At 48.5% G+C, this 15,115-nt stretch carries 14 protein-coding genes; 3 read left to right on the forward strand and 11 right to left on the reverse strand.

Features of this window, described 5'->3' with window-relative positions:
• Positions 1–161 precede the first annotated feature (161 nt).
• From gorA to BMZ71_RS12945, 4 genes are read right to left on the reverse strand one after another with little or no spacing between them, the layout of a single operon-like run.
• The gene (gorA, locus tag BMZ71_RS12930; RefSeq protein WP_086989037.1) at positions 162–1,511 is read right to left on the reverse strand and encodes a glutathione-disulfide reductase; all 1,350 of its coding nucleotides are present in this window, start codon (positions 1,509–1,511) and stop codon (positions 162–164) included.
• A 30-nt stretch (positions 1,512–1,541) separates the two neighbouring features.
• A complete protein-coding gene (locus BMZ71_RS12935; protein ID WP_245734441.1) occupies positions 1,542–2,117 on the reverse strand; it encodes a dihydrolipoamide dehydrogenase in 576 nt (191 codons plus the stop codon).
• 54 nt (positions 2,118–2,171) lie between these two features.
• Positions 2,172–2,735: a chromate transporter gene (locus BMZ71_RS12940; RefSeq protein WP_086989036.1), complete on the reverse strand. Its 564-nt coding sequence runs from the start codon at positions 2,733–2,735 to the stop codon at positions 2,172–2,174.
• A complete protein-coding gene (locus BMZ71_RS12945; RefSeq protein ID WP_232309244.1) occupies positions 2,732–3,310 on the reverse strand; it encodes a chromate transporter in 579 nt (192 codons plus the stop codon). The genes BMZ71_RS12940 and BMZ71_RS12945 overlap by 4 nt, the downstream gene beginning before the upstream one ends.
• 345 nt (positions 3,311–3,655) lie before the next feature.
• On the opposite strand from BMZ71_RS12945, the gene BMZ71_RS12950 reads away from it, so the two are divergent.
• Positions 3,656–3,985 carry an iron-sulfur cluster biosynthesis family protein gene (locus BMZ71_RS12950; RefSeq protein WP_086989034.1) on the forward strand — a complete coding sequence of 110 codons (330 nt, stop codon included), beginning with the start codon at positions 3,656–3,658 and terminating at the stop codon, positions 3,983–3,985.
• A gap of 79 nt (positions 3,986–4,064) precedes the next feature.
• On the opposite strand, the gene gcvPB is transcribed toward BMZ71_RS12950, so the two are convergent.
• The 4 genes from gcvPB to gcvT form a co-directional block, all read right to left on the reverse strand.
• Positions 4,065–5,513: an aminomethyl-transferring glycine dehydrogenase subunit GcvPB gene (gene gcvPB / locus BMZ71_RS12955; protein ID WP_086989033.1), complete on the reverse strand. Its 1,449-nt coding sequence runs from the start codon at positions 5,511–5,513 to the stop codon at positions 4,065–4,067.
• Positions 5,506–6,861 carry an aminomethyl-transferring glycine dehydrogenase subunit GcvPA gene (gene gcvPA / locus BMZ71_RS12960; protein WP_086989032.1) on the reverse strand — a complete coding sequence of 452 codons (1,356 nt, stop codon included), beginning with the start codon at positions 6,859–6,861 and terminating at the stop codon, positions 5,506–5,508. Before gcvPA ends, gcvPB begins: the two co-directional genes overlap by 8 nt.
• Before the next feature lies 1 nt (position 6,862).
• Positions 6,863–7,258, reverse strand: coding sequence for a glycine cleavage system protein GcvH (gene gcvH / locus BMZ71_RS12965; protein WP_086989031.1), 396 nt, complete (start codon positions 7,256–7,258; stop codon positions 6,863–6,865).
• A 64-nt stretch (positions 7,259–7,322) separates the two neighbouring features.
• Entirely contained in the window at positions 7,323–8,438 is a 1,116-nt protein-coding gene (gene gcvT / locus BMZ71_RS12970; RefSeq protein WP_245734442.1) for a glycine cleavage system aminomethyltransferase GcvT, read from the reverse strand.
• A 452-nt stretch (positions 8,439–8,890) separates the two neighbouring features.
• Between gcvT and BMZ71_RS12975 the strand changes: the two genes are divergently transcribed.
• Both BMZ71_RS12975 and BMZ71_RS12980 read left to right on the forward strand, forming a co-directional pair.
• On the forward strand, positions 8,891–12,322 hold the full coding sequence (locus BMZ71_RS12975) for a pyruvate carboxylase (RefSeq protein ID WP_086989030.1): 3,432 nt from the start codon (positions 8,891–8,893) through the stop codon (positions 12,320–12,322).
• A 238-nt stretch (positions 12,323–12,560) separates the two neighbouring features.
• The gene (locus BMZ71_RS12980) at positions 12,561–12,998 is read left to right on the forward strand and encodes an acyl-CoA thioesterase (protein WP_143071445.1); all 438 of its coding nucleotides are present in this window, start codon (positions 12,561–12,563) and stop codon (positions 12,996–12,998) included.
• Between the two features lie 399 nt (positions 12,999–13,397).
• On the opposite strand, the gene BMZ71_RS12985 is transcribed toward BMZ71_RS12980, so the two are convergent.
• The 3 genes from BMZ71_RS12985 to BMZ71_RS12995 form a co-directional block, all read right to left on the reverse strand.
• Entirely contained in the window at positions 13,398–14,051 is a 654-nt protein-coding gene (locus BMZ71_RS12985; RefSeq protein ID WP_245734443.1) for an NUDIX hydrolase, read from the reverse strand.
• Between the two features lie 56 nt (positions 14,052–14,107).
• Positions 14,108–14,515 carry a secondary thiamine-phosphate synthase enzyme YjbQ gene (locus tag BMZ71_RS12990; RefSeq protein WP_086989028.1) on the reverse strand — a complete coding sequence of 136 codons (408 nt, stop codon included), beginning with the start codon at positions 14,513–14,515 and terminating at the stop codon, positions 14,108–14,110.
• Positions 14,516–14,543: 28 nt separating this feature from the next.
• A partial coding sequence (locus BMZ71_RS12995) for a tocopherol cyclase family protein (protein WP_281242349.1) occupies positions 14,544–15,115 on the reverse strand: 572 nt, incomplete at its 5' end.

The raw sequence follows: 15,115 nt of genomic DNA on the forward strand, positions 1-15,115 counted from the left end.
CAAAATACAAAAAAAGCCAGAAATTTATCTGACTTTTTCAGCAGCCTCAAACGCGTTTGGCGGGCTATTTCACGGTGAAGTCTATTCAGTTTGCCCGCCAAAAAGGTTTTGAAGGGTTATCTCGCACGCTTGGTCGCTTGCGACCAAGCATGCATCTCGTTCTACCGCATAGTCACAAACTCTTCCGCGCCAGTGGGATGGATGGCTACGGTATTATCGAAGTCGGCTTTGGTGGCGCCCATTTTGATGGCTACTGCGAAGCCTTGGATCATTTCATCGACGCCGTAGCCGATGCCGTGGAGACCAACGACTTGCTCGTTCTCTCCTGCGCAGACCAGTTTCATTTTGACTAGCTGTCGATGAGCCGTAACGGCTGTGTACATCGACGCAAAGCTAGACTTGTACACTTTTACCTGATCCGCGCCAAACTTCGCTACGGCGTCTTTTTCGCTCAATCCGATGCTGCCGATTGGCGGGTGACTGAAGATTACAGTCGGGATGTTGTCGTAGTCCAGTTTTTCATTCGGTTTGTTGTTAAACAGGCGTTCCGACAATCTGCGCCCGGCTGCAATCGCAACAGGCGTCAGCATGTTCTTGCCGGTTACGTCTCCGACTGCGTAGATGCCGTCGACGGAACTGTTCTCGTATTCGTCGACGATGATGAATTTTTTGTCGCTGACTTTCACATCGGTCGCTTCGATGTTTAGACCGTCAATGTTGGCGGTCCGTCCGATCGCCCAGATGATTTTGTCGAAGACTTCCGATCTGCCGTCCTCTAGGTGCAGCGTCAAAGTGCCGTCTGCATTCTTTTCGACAGCTTTCGATACGGCATGCGTATGTAATGTCGGACCATCCTTTTCGATTTCCTCCATCAGTCCTTCGATGATGCTGTCATCGTATTTGCGCAACGGCTTATCATAGCGGACATAAAGATGCGTATCCACTCCCAAATTGTGCAGCACGCCGGCCAATTCGATGGCGATGTAGCCGGCTCCCACGACTGCGACTTTCTCGGGCAGTTCGGTCCATTCGAAGAATGTATCGGAAACGTCGCCTAGCTTTGCGCCAGGAATCCGTGGACGGATCGGTTTTGCACCAGTCGCGATCAAGATATGTTTGGAACGGATCAGCTCGCCGTTCACCTCAACAGTATGGTTATCGACGAATTTGGCGAAGCCTTCAATCACATCGACATTGCGGCGTTCGAAGCCCGCTTGATAGGAGTTGCGGGAACGCTCTACATAGGCGTCCCGGTTCTTCAGCAAGGTCGGAAAGTCGATTTTGTGTGCACCTGTATCAAACCCATAATCTGGTCCGTATTTGTGGATTGCTTCCGATATTTGGGATGCATACCACATGATTTTTTTCGGTACGCACCCGATGTTCACGCACGTTCCACCCAATAAATTTCCTTCGATAACAGCAGTTTTAGCACCGTATTCTGACGCACGGTTCATCGTTGCAATGCCGCCGCTGCCACCTCCGATGGCGATAAAATCATATTCCCTCATTTTGTTCCTCCGTTACTATCTATAGTATTCTCAATTATTTTTTCTTTCCTCCAACCAAACACAACCAATCGTCTGCGATGCCGGCAAAATGGCCTGGTAGCGGCCGTGGTTATCATACGCTTTATAGAAAAGCTTGCCGTCCTCGTTGTAGCCATAAGCATAGACGACTACCCAATGGTTTTTGTACTTACTGTTGAAAAGCCGCGTCGTTCCGACGATGACCGGTACCGGATTCGGACGGTCCAACAAGGCCGGCACGATTTTTTCCGTGATGAGTCCCGATTTTACGGACCAATCCGGAATGTCCTTAAGCAAAGCCTTCAGTCCGTGCTGCACGTCCCAGAAGAAAGTCCCCTTGTAGGGCAGAAATTCATCAACGACCGTCAGCAAGCCCGCCAACAGTGTATCTTTATCCAAAGACTTCTTGTATTTCTGCAGAACCGCATCATGCACCAGCACAGCGCTGCAATAAGTGCCACAGATGCCTGGGGTGCCGCTGTTGATCCAGCTGCGGTATTTCGCGAAACGCGCAGGCTTCAACCCCTGCCACTTTTTCGGCATATTCTTTTTTGCTTGAATCTCTTTAGCTGCCTGATTTGACATCATGACAAGTTCCTTTCTTGACGAAGTGAATGTGCTATTCTTTTATTATACACCCAATCAGCTGATTAAATGGAAAAGGATGCTTACGGCACCAGAAACAAGTATCAGCCAAATAGAATCGATTTTTGTAGTCCGGAGCGCATACAATGCCGCAATAAAGATTCCAACCGCAAGGAAATTGACGGTGATTCCGCCGATTAGCGTTCCGCCGGATTGGAACAGAGCAGCCACAAAAAGCGCCAATCCTGCCGCGGCAATCAGAGCTACGACTGCCGGTCGCAGCCCACCAAGGATGCCTTGCATGATTTTGATATCGCGGTACTTATAGTAAGCCCATGCCAAAATCAATGAGAGGATGATTGAAGGCGTGACTGTACCAAGAGTCGCAACAATTGCCCCTGCAAAACCGCCCACTTTGGTTCCGACGAAGGTAGCCGAATTGATGACGATCGGTCCCGGCGTGATCTGCGAAATCGTGATGATGTCCGTGTATTCCTGCATTGTTAGCCAGCCATGATTCACGACGATTTCATTCCGGATCAGCGGCAAGGACGCGTAGCCACCGCCAATCGTGAACAGACCGATTTGGAAGAAGGACCAGAATAATTGCAAATAAATCATTTGATCGCCCCTTTCTTCTCTTGATAGCTCAGATTGACAAAACCGATCAATCCCGCCAAGAAAATGATCAGGACGACGTGAACATCAAAGAAATAGGAAGCGATGAACGCCACCAACAGCAATAGAATATTCACAATGTCGCGCTGCTTGACGACCCCGCTGACCATGCCGATGACGACATTGACGATGACTGCAGCCACACCCGCTTGCATCCCGATCATCAAAGCATCCACAATCGGATTTTCACGAAAATTCATGTAAAAATAGGAAACAATCGTGATGATGATAAGCGGGGGCGCAACCGTACCGAATACAGTCACCAAAGCTCCCAGAAAACCCGCCACACGATAGCCGACCAGAATGGATGTATTGACGGCAATCGCACCAGGCGCGGACTGCCCCAAAGCAACCAAATCCAACATTTCATCTGAATCAATCCATTTCAGTTGTTCCACGAATTTTTTTTGCATCAACGGTACGATCACATAGCCTCCACCAAAAGTGAATGCACTCAGCACAAAAGTTGATTTGAACAATAGCCAAAACAACCGAACTGACTTTTCTTGATTTGCCAAAGAATCTCCCCACCCCTTCATTATTTTAAACTCATATATCTTTGATTCTACCAAAGTTGGTTAGTGATGTAAAAAGAACGATCTACCAGAGGGCAGTAGCAAAAGATTGCAGAAGTGTTATTGACATTTTTCCAGTTATAGGATTTTCTTAAGAATGTTCAAAATAAATCGAAAATCTTCTTCCACCGATCCCTTCTGAAGTCATCCTGACTTTCGGCGGAAGAGGGCTTTTCTTGTTTTTTGATGGATATATCGTATACTTATAGTAAGAAAGCAAAGTTGGATAGGCAGTTTCCCCGCCTGGTCATTTGCAGTTACTTTGTATGGAAAGAAAGGGATTAAATCATGAAACTCACTTTTACCGATTCCGCCATTACGGAAATCCAAAAACGTTACGAACTCAAGGACATCAGCCTCTTCTATGCGGTCGGCGATGATTGCGGCTGCCCGAGCACCGGCATCTTCATGTTGAAGGCGCATGATGCCGGAATGGCTGAATACGATGCCATAATCGAAACGAACATCGGACCTGTACCTGCTCAAAAATGGGCTCTGGTTTTTCTCGACAGCGACAACGTCATCGATTTCAATGCCGGTCAGCATGCCTTCCAATTGAAAAGCGAACGCGGTTTCCTGAACATGAACCTCTTGCTGGAGCAGACTGTCGCACAGTAAAGTCAAATACACAAAAAGAACAGCCCCCACTTTTCCATTAAAACGGATTGTTGGGAGCTGTTCTTTTTATGGCATCAAATCAGTATTTCACTTTGATGACTCTGGCTGCGCGTACTTCATCCAGTCGTCTGACCGATGTATGCTGCGGTGCTTGTGTGACGGTTTCCGGCGTTTCTGCTGCTTCGCGGGCGATTGCGATCAGCGCGTCCGCGAAGTCGTCGAGCGTTTCTTTGCTTTCGGTTTCCGTCGGTTCGATCATCAAAGCTTCCTCGACAATCAACGGAAAATAGACAGTCGGCGCGTAATAGCCGTAATCCAGCAAGCGCTTGGCCATGTCCAAAGTCCGCACACCGCCCTTCTTCTGACGGTTGCCGGAAAGGACGAATTCGTGCTTGCAGATGACCGGATACGGCGTGTCGAAATCATTTTCGAGAAGCTTACGCAGATAATTGGCATGCAGCACGGCGCTCTCCGATACTTTGCGCAAACCGACTGGTCCCATTGTGCGGATGTAGGTGTAGGCCCGGACAAGGACGCCGAAGTTCCCGTAATAACCTTTGACCGGACCGATTGAAGCGGGATGATCGCTGTTCAGCACAAAGCCTTCTTCTGTCTTCTCCACTCGCGGAATCGGCAGAAACTCTTTCAGATTTGCCTTTACGCCTACTGGACCGGCTCCCGGTCCGCCGCCGCCATGCGGCGTACTGAATGTCTTGTGCAGGTTCAAATGAACGATATCGAAGCCCATAGTGCCTGGCGTCGTTTTGCTGAGGATGGCGTTCAGGTTCGCACCGTCGTAATAAAGCAATCCGCCGGCACCGTGGATGATTTCGGCAATCTGCACGATGTCGCGCTCAAACAGCCCCAGCGTATTCGGATTCGTCAGCATCAAAGCGGCAGTCTGGTCATCGACTGCCTTGCGCAAAGCTTCGAGGTCGACCAAACCTTCAGCGGTCGACGGGATGCTTACGACATCGAAGCCGGCGATATGGGCACTCGATGGATTGGTTCCATGGGCGCTGTCCGGCACGAAAACCTTCGTGCGCTGAAAATCGCCATTCTTTTCATGGTAGGCTCGCACCATCATCAACCCGGTCCATTCGCCGTGCGCTCCGGCTGCCGGCTGCAAAGAAACACCGTCCATGCCGGTGATGACTTCCAAGTCTTCCTGCAGTTCATGCATCAACTGCAGCGCGCCTTGGACGGTTTCCACTGGTTGATAGGGGTGGATATTGGCGAAGCCGTCCAAACGGGCGGTCACCTCGTTGATTTTCGGGTTGTATTTCATTGTGCAGGACCCTAGCGGATAAAAGCCGTTTTCTATGCCAAAGTTGTCCTGGGAAAGGTTGGTGTAATGGCGCATCAACTGCAGCTCGCTGATTTCCGGCAATTCGGCCGGCTGTCTGCGGACAAGATGCTCCGGCAGTTTGGCTTTGAAATCCGCTTTTGGGACATCACTCTTCGGCAGGCTGTAGCCGACGCGCCCTGAACGGCTTAATTCAAAAATCACCTTTTTTGTTTTACGCATGCTTCATCCCCTCCAATACCGCAATGAATCGGTCGATTTCTTCCTTCGTGCGTTTTTCGGTGGCACAAACCAGCAACTGATTCGGCTTTTTATAGGTTTCGGCCAAGCTGTAGCCGCCGATGATGCCCGCCTCCAGCAAAGCCTTATTCGCGTCTTCAGCAGGGAAAGGCAGATCGATGACGAACTCATTGAAGAACGGCGACTGATTCAGGATCGCGAAGCCTTTATCCTGCAAAGCTTGGGCAAAATAAGCAGCTTTGTCGACGTTCAGCTGCGCCATTTCCTGGACGCCCTGTTTGCCGAGGGCCGCCATGCAGACCGCTGAAGCCAACGCGTTCAAGGCTTGGTTCGAACTCATGTAGGAAGTCGCTTTTTCGCGGCGGATATGTTGCTCCCGGCTTTGGAGCGTCAGCACAAAAGCGCGTTCTCCCTCGGCATCCACAGTTTCCCCGACGATCCGTCCGGGAACTTTGCGGATATGCTTTTGATTCACGGAGAAGTAACCGCAATGCGGACCGCCGAATGACATCGGCAAACCGAACGGCTGCGTATCTCCGACAACGATATCCGCCCCCAATTTACCGGGCGCTTCCAATATTCCAAGCGCCAACGGATTGGCCATCACGATCAACAGCGCCCCTTTATCTTCCGCAATCTTTTTGACGACAGCCAAATCTTCGACCGAGCCGAAGAAATTCGGGTACTGGACTACGATTGCGGCGGTATACGGTGTGGTCAGGCATCGCGTGACACCGAAGTTGGTGACGTCTTTTTCCATCAACACTTCGATGACTTCGAGGCCACGACCTTTTGCGGCAGTGTGGACGACGGCACGAGCATTCGGATGGACCGCTTGTGAAAGAACGATTTCCTTGCGTTTCGTAACGGCCGCTGCCAAACCAACAGCTTCGCTCAAGGAAGCAAAACCATCATATAAGGAAGAGTTTGTGGCTTCCATCCCGGTCAATTCGCTGATCATCGATTGAAACTCAAAAATCGCCTGCAGCTCTCCTTGACTGGCTTCCGCCTGATAAGGGGTATAGGCTGTATAGAATTCAGAGCGCGAAATCACCGCATCCACAACGCTCGGAATATAATGATCATACGTACCGGCGCCCATGAAAATCGGCATCTGCCCGGCACTGACGTTTTTCTCGGCCAAATCTTTCATTTGTTTCAATAGTTCCGATTCGGAAACGGCAGCCGGAATCGCCAACGCTTCCTTCAAACGGATTTCGTCAGGGATATCCGTGAACAGGTCCTCCATGCTTTCGACCCCGATGACAGCCAACATTTCTTTTTCGTCTTCGGCCGTATCCGGTAAATAACGGAATCGCTCCTCAGTCATTTTACGCTTCCTCCTCGGCCACGAATGCTGCATATTCATCGTAGCTCAACAATTCATCCAATTCATTGATATCGCTCAGGCTCATTTCGTACATCCAGCCGCCTGCAAACGGTTCTGCATTGACGATTTCAGGGGAATCAGCTAAAGCTTCGTTTTGTTTCGTCACTGTTCCAGAGACAGGCGCATACACTTCCGAGACGGATTTTACGGATTCTACCGTCACAGACTCGTCCCCCTTAGCCAATTCAGCATCCAGATCAGCCACGAAATCCACGAACACGATATCGCCAAGTTGTTCTGCTGCATGCTCTGTGATGCCGATGCGTACCGTTTCATCCGTGATCTTTTCTACCCATTCGTGCTCTTTCGTGTAATAAAAATTTTTGTGGTCTGCCATTTTGATCATCCTTCCGCGCATGGCGCTGGTTTATTTTTGTTTTCATTAGTAGACGTGCCCAAAATTATTTTTTTCTTTTGTAGAATGGTTTCGGAACAATCCGAGCTTGGATACGTTTGTAGCGTATTTCAATTTGGATCTCTGTTCCGAGGGCGGCTGCTTCCGACTTCACTAAGGCCATTCCGATACTTTTCTTCAAAGTCGGCGACTGCGTACCGGATGTGACGACCCCGATCTCCGCTCCGTCCGAGGAAAAGACTTTATAGCCTTCGCGTGGAATTCCTCTTTCGATGGCTTCGAAACCGACGATCTTTTCTTTTGGTCCGTCTTCGCGGATTGCCGTCAAGGATGCTTTGCCGATAAAATCACTCGCTTTTTTGGTTTTGACCGCAAATCCCAACCCAGCAGCCAGCGGGGTGATTTCCTCAGATAATTCATGTCCATACAGTGGCATTCCGGCCTCCAATCGAAGCGTGTCCCGCGAACCGAGTCCACAAGGCAAAACACCATAGGCTTCTCCGACTGCCAGCAGTTTTTCCCACAGCAACGGGGTCTGCTCACCCGCCAGATATAATTCAAAACCGTCTTCACCGGTATAACCCGTCCTCGAAATCAAGACATGCGGAATGCCCGCCACTTTCTGGTCCGCGATGAAATGGTAATTTTCGATGGCATCCAGATTGGCATCCGTCAGTTCCTTCAGGATTTTGATGGCGGCCGGTCCTTGCAGCGCAAGCAGACCGATACTGTCGGAAATGTTGCTGATACTCGCTTCTGACTTGTTGTTCTCCTGCATCCATGCAAATACTTTATCCGTGTTGGATGCATTGCAGACCAGCAGGTAGCGCTCTTCGTTCATTTTGAAAAGGATGACATCATCGACTGCCCCGCCATCCGGGTAACACATAATATTGTATTGAGCCTGGCCGATCGTCATCACGCTGGTATCATTCGTCAGCAGTCCATTCAGGTAGTCTTCTGCTTTATCGCCGGATATTTCGATTTCTCCCATATGCGAACAATCGAACAGTCCCGCGCGTTCACGAACGGCCTCATGTTCGGAAAGAATGCCGGAAAATTGGATCGGCATCTCCCAGCCCCCGAAATCAATCAGCTTCACGTCATTCGCTTTATAATATTCAAATAATGGCGTGTGTTTGCCTATTGTTGGTTCACTCACGTATAAATCCCCCTTTTCTTTACTGGATTCCCCATTTTTGCGACTATTTTTCGATTACCGTCGCATTAACGTGTAACCGTTTCACTTCCCTTTGTTATCTATTTTAGCACAGAAAATGAGCAAAACCCTCTCACGAAAGATTGTTCGCATTAGTCGCAAAATCAACCTCATAATAGCACGTACTATTTCCAATTACGAAAAATAAGCTTATGTTGTTGATGTTATTTTGAATAATCGTTCGTATTTCGTTCAAAAACAGCATTTCCGCCAATTATTAATGGATTCTTAAAAAGGTAGTTGTAAACAAGCTAAATAATGTGTAAAATGAATAATTAAAAAGATATAATTGATTTCTCTCGCCAAATTTTCATATTCGGCAGAAATCACGAATCATTTTTAATCATTGTATAAGAAATTTTCCTGAATTTTAATAAATTAGCGAGGTGGAAATATTGAAAAAAGTTTTAGTTGCAAATCGTGGCGAAATCGCGATACGTGTATTTCGTGCACTGACTGAACTGGGAATCCCTACTGTGGGCGTATATGCGCAAGAGGATGAAGGTTCTGTGCACCGTTTTAAAGCAGATGAAGCCTATTTGGTCGGAAAAGGCAAAAAGCCTATCGACGCCTATCTGGACATCGAAGACCTGATCCGCATCGCTAAAGATTCCGGTGCAGACGGCATTCATCCTGGATATGGTTTCTTATCTGAAAATATCGACTTCGCTAGACGCTGCCAAGAAGAAGGCATCAAATTCATCGGTCCTTCTTTGGAGCATTTGGACATTTTTGGCGATAAAATCAAAGCAAAAGTTGCCGCTGTGGAAGCCGGCATCCAATCAATCCCTGGATCTGACGGTCCTGTAGCGAACATCGATGAAGTCATTGCGTTTGCGGAAGCCTACAACTACCCGATCATGATCAAAGCGGCTTTAGGCGGCGGCGGACGCGGTATGCGTATGGCCTTCAACGAACAAGAAGCCCGTGAAGGTTTCGAAAGAGCCCGCAGTGAAGCGTTGGCCGCGTTCGGCAACGATGAAATTTATGTTGAAAAGTACATCCAAGATCCTAAACATATCGAAATTCAAATTTTAGGGGATGAGCACGGTAACATTGTTCACCTCTACGAGCGTGACTGCTCTGTGCAACGTCGTCATCAAAAAGTAGTCGAAGTGGCACCTTGCGTTTCCATGTCGGATGAAGTTCGTCACGAAATCTGCAACGCTGCTCTTCAATTGATGAAACACGTTGGCTATGTAAATGCCGGAACCGTTGAATTCCTTTTGGAAGGCGATCAATTCTACTTCATCGAAGTGAATCCGCGTGTCCAAGTGGAGCACACAATCACAGAATTGATTACAGGAATCGATATCGTCCAATCACAGATCCTGATCGCTCAAGGACAAGATCTGCATAAAGAAATCGGTATCCCGCAACAGGAAAATATCCCGTTGATCGGTGCTGCTATCCAATGCCGGATCACGACGGAAGATCCGTTGAATAACTTCTTCCCTGATACCGGAAAAATCAATACGTACCGTTCTCCAGGCGGCTTCGGTATCCGATTGGATGCTGGTAACGGATTCCAAGGTACGGTTGTTACACCGTTCTTTGACTCTTTACTAGTTAAATTATGCGTACATGCTTCGACATTCGATCAAGCTGTCCGCAAAACGGAGCGTTCGCTGATCGAATTCCGAATCCGTGGCGTAAAAACGAACATTCCATTCATGTTCAACGTCATCACGCACCCGATCTTTGTATCAGGCGATGCGAAAACGACATTCATCGATACGACGCCGGAATTGTTCGAATTCCCTAAAACGCGTGACCGTGGTAACAAAACGATGCAGTACATCGGAAACATTACCGTTAATGGTTTCCCGGGCATCCAAAAAGGCCACAAGAAATTTTATGATAAGCCTCGGATTCCGACTGACATCGTCGTTCCGGAACAAAAAATCATCACTGCCAAAAATATTTTGGATGAAAAAGGCCCTACAGCAGTGAGCGAATGGATCAAAGACCAAAACCGCGTTCTCTTGACGGATACAACTTTCCGTGATGCGCACCAAAGTTTGCTGGCTACCCGTATCCGCACAAATGAGATGCAAGCCATCGCAGCCGAAACGCAAGCGGCCATTCCGCAATTGTTCTCTTCGGAAATGTGGGGAGGAGCTACCTTCGATGTTGCCTACCGCTTCTTGAGCGAAGATCCTTGGAAACGATTGAAGAAACTGCGCTCGCAAATGCCGGATACTTTATTGCAGATGCTTTTCCGTGGATCCAATGCCGTCGGATACCAAAACTATCCGGACAACGGTTTAGAAGAGTTCATCAGACTTGCCGCTAAAAACGGTATCGATGTTTTCCGTATCTTCGACAGTTTGAACTGGACGAAACAAATGGAAAAGAGCATCCAGTATGTGCGCGACAATGATAAGATTGCTGAAGCAGCCATCTGCTACACTGGCGATATCAATGATCCGACACAAACAAAATACACCATCCAATACTACAAAGAGATGGCCAAGGAGCTTGAATCACTGGGTGCACACATCATCGCAATCAAGGATATGGCTGGCCTTTTGAAACCGCAAGCGGCTTACCGCCTGATCAGCGAATTGAAAGATACCGTCAATCTGCCGATTCATCTGCATACACATGACACAAGCGGAAACGGCATCTACACATACTCAGAAGCAATCAAAGCTGGCGTAGACATCGTAGATGTGGCCATGAGTGCCATGAGCGGCACGACCAGCCAACCAAGCATCAGCAGCTTGTACTATGCCCTGGAAGGTTCTGAACACGCGCCGGAAATCAATATCCATAACGTACACAAAATCAACCGTTATTGGGAAGATATCCGTGATTACTATGAAGAATTCGAAGGCGGCATCCAGACGACTTCAACAGAAGTCTACAATCACCAAATGCCGGGCGGACAATACACGAACCTGCAACAACAGGCGAATGCGGTCGGCTTGAACGACGAGTGGGATAAAGTCAAAGAAATGTATGCTGACGTGAATAAAATGTTCGGCGATATCGTTAAAGTGACCCCTTCCTCAAAAGTTGTCGGCGACATGGCTCTCTTCATGGTCCAAAACAAATTGAATGAAGAAGATATCTACGCTAAAGGCGATACCATCGACTTCCCTGAATCCGTCATCAGCTTCTTCAAAGGTGACTTGGGCCAACCGACAGGCGGATTCCCCGATAGATTGCAAGAAATCATCCTGAAAGGCAAAAAAGCCATCACAGAACGACCAGGCAGCCTGCGTGAGCCGATCGACTTCGTGGCTTTAAAAGCCGAACTGGAGGAAAAAATCCAGCGTACAGCCAGCGATGAGGATGTCATCGGCTACCTGATGTATCCGCAAATCTTCCTGGATTACGTGGCCGTCTACGATAAGTTCGGCGATGTCACTAAACTTGACACCCCTACTTTCTTCCACGGCATGCGTATGGGCGAACAGATCGAAGTTCAGATCGAAAAAGGTAAAACTTTAATCATTAAATTGAACTCGATCGGTGAACCGGATTCGGACGGAATGCGTATCCTTTACTTCGACCTGAATGGCCAGGGCCGTGAGATTGAAGTCAAAGATATGTCCATCACCAGCACGAAAGCGATCCGCAAAAAAGCGGAACCTACCAACAAAGAACACGTCGGCGCAACAATGCCGGGTTCTGTATTGGAAGTTCTCGTCAAACGCGGCGACCGCGTTTCTCAAGGCGATCCAGTCGTGATCACTGAAGCGATGAAGATGGAAACGATGATCCGTTCAACAATCAGCGGTGTCGTCGATCAGATCTATGTTATCGACGGCGATCAGATCGAAGCCGGAGATCTGCTAATCGAGATCGAAGCAAAATAAAAGACACAAGAAGGGGAGGCTCCAAAGGAGACCTCCCTTTCTTGCCGCTTTCCCTAGAGCTACATCTGTAAATGTCCGATAACTGTAGTGAATCGGACATTCAGCATCCACATGCTTCGGCGGTTGTCCGATAACTGCGCTGTATCGGACAACCAGTAACCTACCGGCAAGAAAAAAGGCAGTTCATCAGGGATAAGTCTTTCATATCCCTAATGAACTGCCGCAAGGAGGAACTTTTTTGAAAAATGAATTGAAACCCTATATCCACGTCGCCCAATACTATGAAACAGATCAGATGAAAATCATCCACCATTCGAATTACATCCGTTGGTTCGAGGAAGCCCGCATCGACTTCCTTGATCAGGTCGGTGCAAATTACGCGAAACTCGAAGCGAACGGCATCGTCAGCCCGGTCCTGACAGTCGAGGCCCAATATAAGTCGATGGTCCGCTATGGCGATTCCGTCTACGTCCTGCCTGAAATCGAGTCGTACAACGGCGTCAAATTGAGTCTTGCCTATCGCGTCATCGATGTCGCGACCGGCGAGCTGCGCACGACCGGAAAAAGCCAGCATTGCTTCCTGAACGAGGCTGGACGCCCTGTTTCGTTGAAGAAAGTCCAACCAAGCGTGCATGAAAGCTTCGAAAAATATCGCGCACATATTTTCAGCATCTGAGGTGCCCCTGCTTATTTATTCCCAAATCAATATCTTACTTTCGGCTTTAAGAACGGCCAATAATGCCGAAAAGTCAACAGTTCGGACCACTTTGGGGTGATCGGTATACTGTCCTGGGCGTTCACCCGACAGAGGAGCATTCTGTCGGGTGTTTTGCGGTTTTCGGTGATCATTCTGTCGAGAGATTCGCGCACTCTCGGTTCTTCGGTATACCGTCCTGGACTGATGCCCGACAAACGGGCGATCCTTCCGGTATTTAGTAGTTTCCGGTAGTTATTCACCTGACAGAAGTTTTAACTCTCGACTATAAGCACCCGCAGACCACCGAGAATACAGATAACTGCAAATTATGCGCCAAGCATGAAGAGGCCGGCTCTTAGCGAGCCGGCCTCTTCATGCTTATTTTGATGATTGCTTGTTTTGTTCCAGTATGCTGACGAAGCGGTCGGTGAGGTTCGCGGTATATCCCCACAGTCGATGATGCTCAAGATGGTAGAAAGGCACACAGTGGACACCGACCTTAAATTTGTAGTCTTTCCCGTTTGGAATCAGTTCAAACGGAAAATCATCGGGATGCTCCAGCCGGACCGTCGAAGAATAATAGGTAGGCCGATTGTCCATGAAATACTGAAGCGGCACCGTGAAGATTTCCTGGACCTCTTTATTGAAACGGATATCATCCTTTTCAACACCGGTGATTTCCCCGACGAAGCAATGAATGATTGCGCGATCATTCATGATATAGTCCATCTCCCCCAAAATTTTTATGTTTTCGCTCTTTAGGTTCAACTCTTCCATGGTTTCCCGGATCGCCGCCGCTTCAAAGCTTTCTCCCGGCTCCACTGCACCACCCGGGAAGGAAGTATCCCCAGGTTGGGATATATGCGCTCCCCGTACTTCATAAAGAACATGAAGCGCTCCGTCCACTCTTATCAAAGGGATCAGAACGGAAAAATTGCGCTGTTCCCCGATCGGCTCCGGCTTGTGTTCCGCAATTATTTTTTTGATATCCTCCAGCATTGTGCATTCACCTACCGCTTGTTTTAATTTCATTATACAGGTTTTTATCTCGAATTCGAAACAACACGCTCAAGCTGCACATCAAACATTTATCCAGCGATGATCTTCACGTGAAATTTACGGTTACGCGGTCCATCATAGTCCCAGAAATAGATGCTTTGCCAAGTCCCCAACAGCATCCGTCCTTCCGTCACAATGATCGTTTCGCTGACACCCGTCAAAGAGGATTTGATGTGGGCATCGGAGTTGCCTTCGCTATGTCTGTAGCTTCCCTTATTCGGAAAGGTGTCCGTATAGCCCCAATTCATGTCCTTCTGCACATCCGGATCAGCGTTCTCATTGATCGTGATGGCAGCTGTCGTATGCGGACAGAAGACAACCAAGATGCCGTCCTTCACGCCGCTTTTCGTCATTGCGTCCTCGAGATAGACATCAATGTTCGTCAATGATTGCTTTCCGCTCGTCTGGATACGGTAAGTGAACAAATTTTGACTCATTTCCTTTCCCTCCCACTCTTTCAAATGTTCAACGTACTACTTCGATGCCGGAAACATTTCCGACATCGTGGTAAATTTTTCCAGTTTTCTGATCGGTGAAATCGACTGTAACGATGCCGGAAAGCCCTTCTTTGATCAACTTGTCCATACCCTGCCTGGTCGGCGCCATCAACGCCCCGCCGTGGAGCACCTCCGCACAAATGGTGAGGGATGCGGATGCATGTGAAACTTCGATCTCGATGCGATCATCGGTCAACAAACCTAAAGTGAATTTGCTGCGGTTATAGGTCGCAAAACGATATTCGATCCCATCCACGATAAAGTTGCAAATGAACCCTTCAAACGAGGATCCCCGAAAAGGAATTTTCGCCACCGAGAAGAAGAGGCTCGTCCCCTCATCCCGGAAATGGTTGCACTGGATCCAGACATACTCCTCCGGGAAAGACGTTCCCCAGTCCTTTTCAAGGTAGCCTTTTCCGCCTGTAAAATCACAAGCTTTGGTTCCGAAAGCCACTGTTCCGTCAACGGCATGATTCATGCTGATAACGCCGTGATAGCATTCCATGTTCGGGATATAGGCAAAGAAACCCATAATGGATG

Origin of the sequence: Trichococcus flocculiformis, assembly GCF_900113645.1 — a bacterium.
Classification (GTDB): domain Bacteria; phylum Bacillota; class Bacilli; order Lactobacillales; family Aerococcaceae; genus Trichococcus; species Trichococcus flocculiformis.

Bases quoted from the DNA above. Each gene is read 5' to 3' on its own strand.
- gorA (WP_086989037.1), bottom strand. From the start codon at position 1,511: ATGAGGGAATATGATTTTATCGCCATCGGAGGTGGCAGCGGCGGCATT.
- BMZ71_RS12935 (WP_245734441.1), bottom strand. From the start codon at position 2,117: ATGATGTCAAATCAGGCAGCTAAAGAGATTCAAGCAAAAAAGAATATG.
- BMZ71_RS12940 (WP_086989036.1), bottom strand. From the start codon at position 2,735: ATGATTTATTTGCAATTATTCTGGTCCTTCTTCCAAATCGGTCTGTTC.
- BMZ71_RS12950 (WP_086989034.1), top strand. From the start codon at position 3,656: ATGAAACTCACTTTTACCGATTCCGCCATTACGGAAATCCAAAAACGT.
- gcvPB (WP_086989033.1), bottom strand. From the start codon at position 5,513: ATGCGTAAAACAAAAAAGGTGATTTTTGAATTAAGCCGTTCAGGGCGC.
- gcvPA (WP_086989032.1), bottom strand. From the start codon at position 6,861: ATGACTGAGGAGCGATTCCGTTATTTACCGGATACGGCCGAAGACGAA.
- gcvH (WP_086989031.1), bottom strand. From the start codon at position 7,258: ATGGCAGACCACAAAAATTTTTATTACACGAAAGAGCACGAATGGGTA.
- BMZ71_RS12985 (WP_245734443.1), bottom strand. From the start codon at position 14,051: ATGAAATTAAAACAAGCGGTAGGTGAATGCACAATGCTGGAGGATATC.
- BMZ71_RS12990 (WP_086989028.1), bottom strand. From the start codon at position 14,515: ATGAGTCAAAATTTGTTCACTTACCGTATCCAGACGAGCGGAAAGCAA.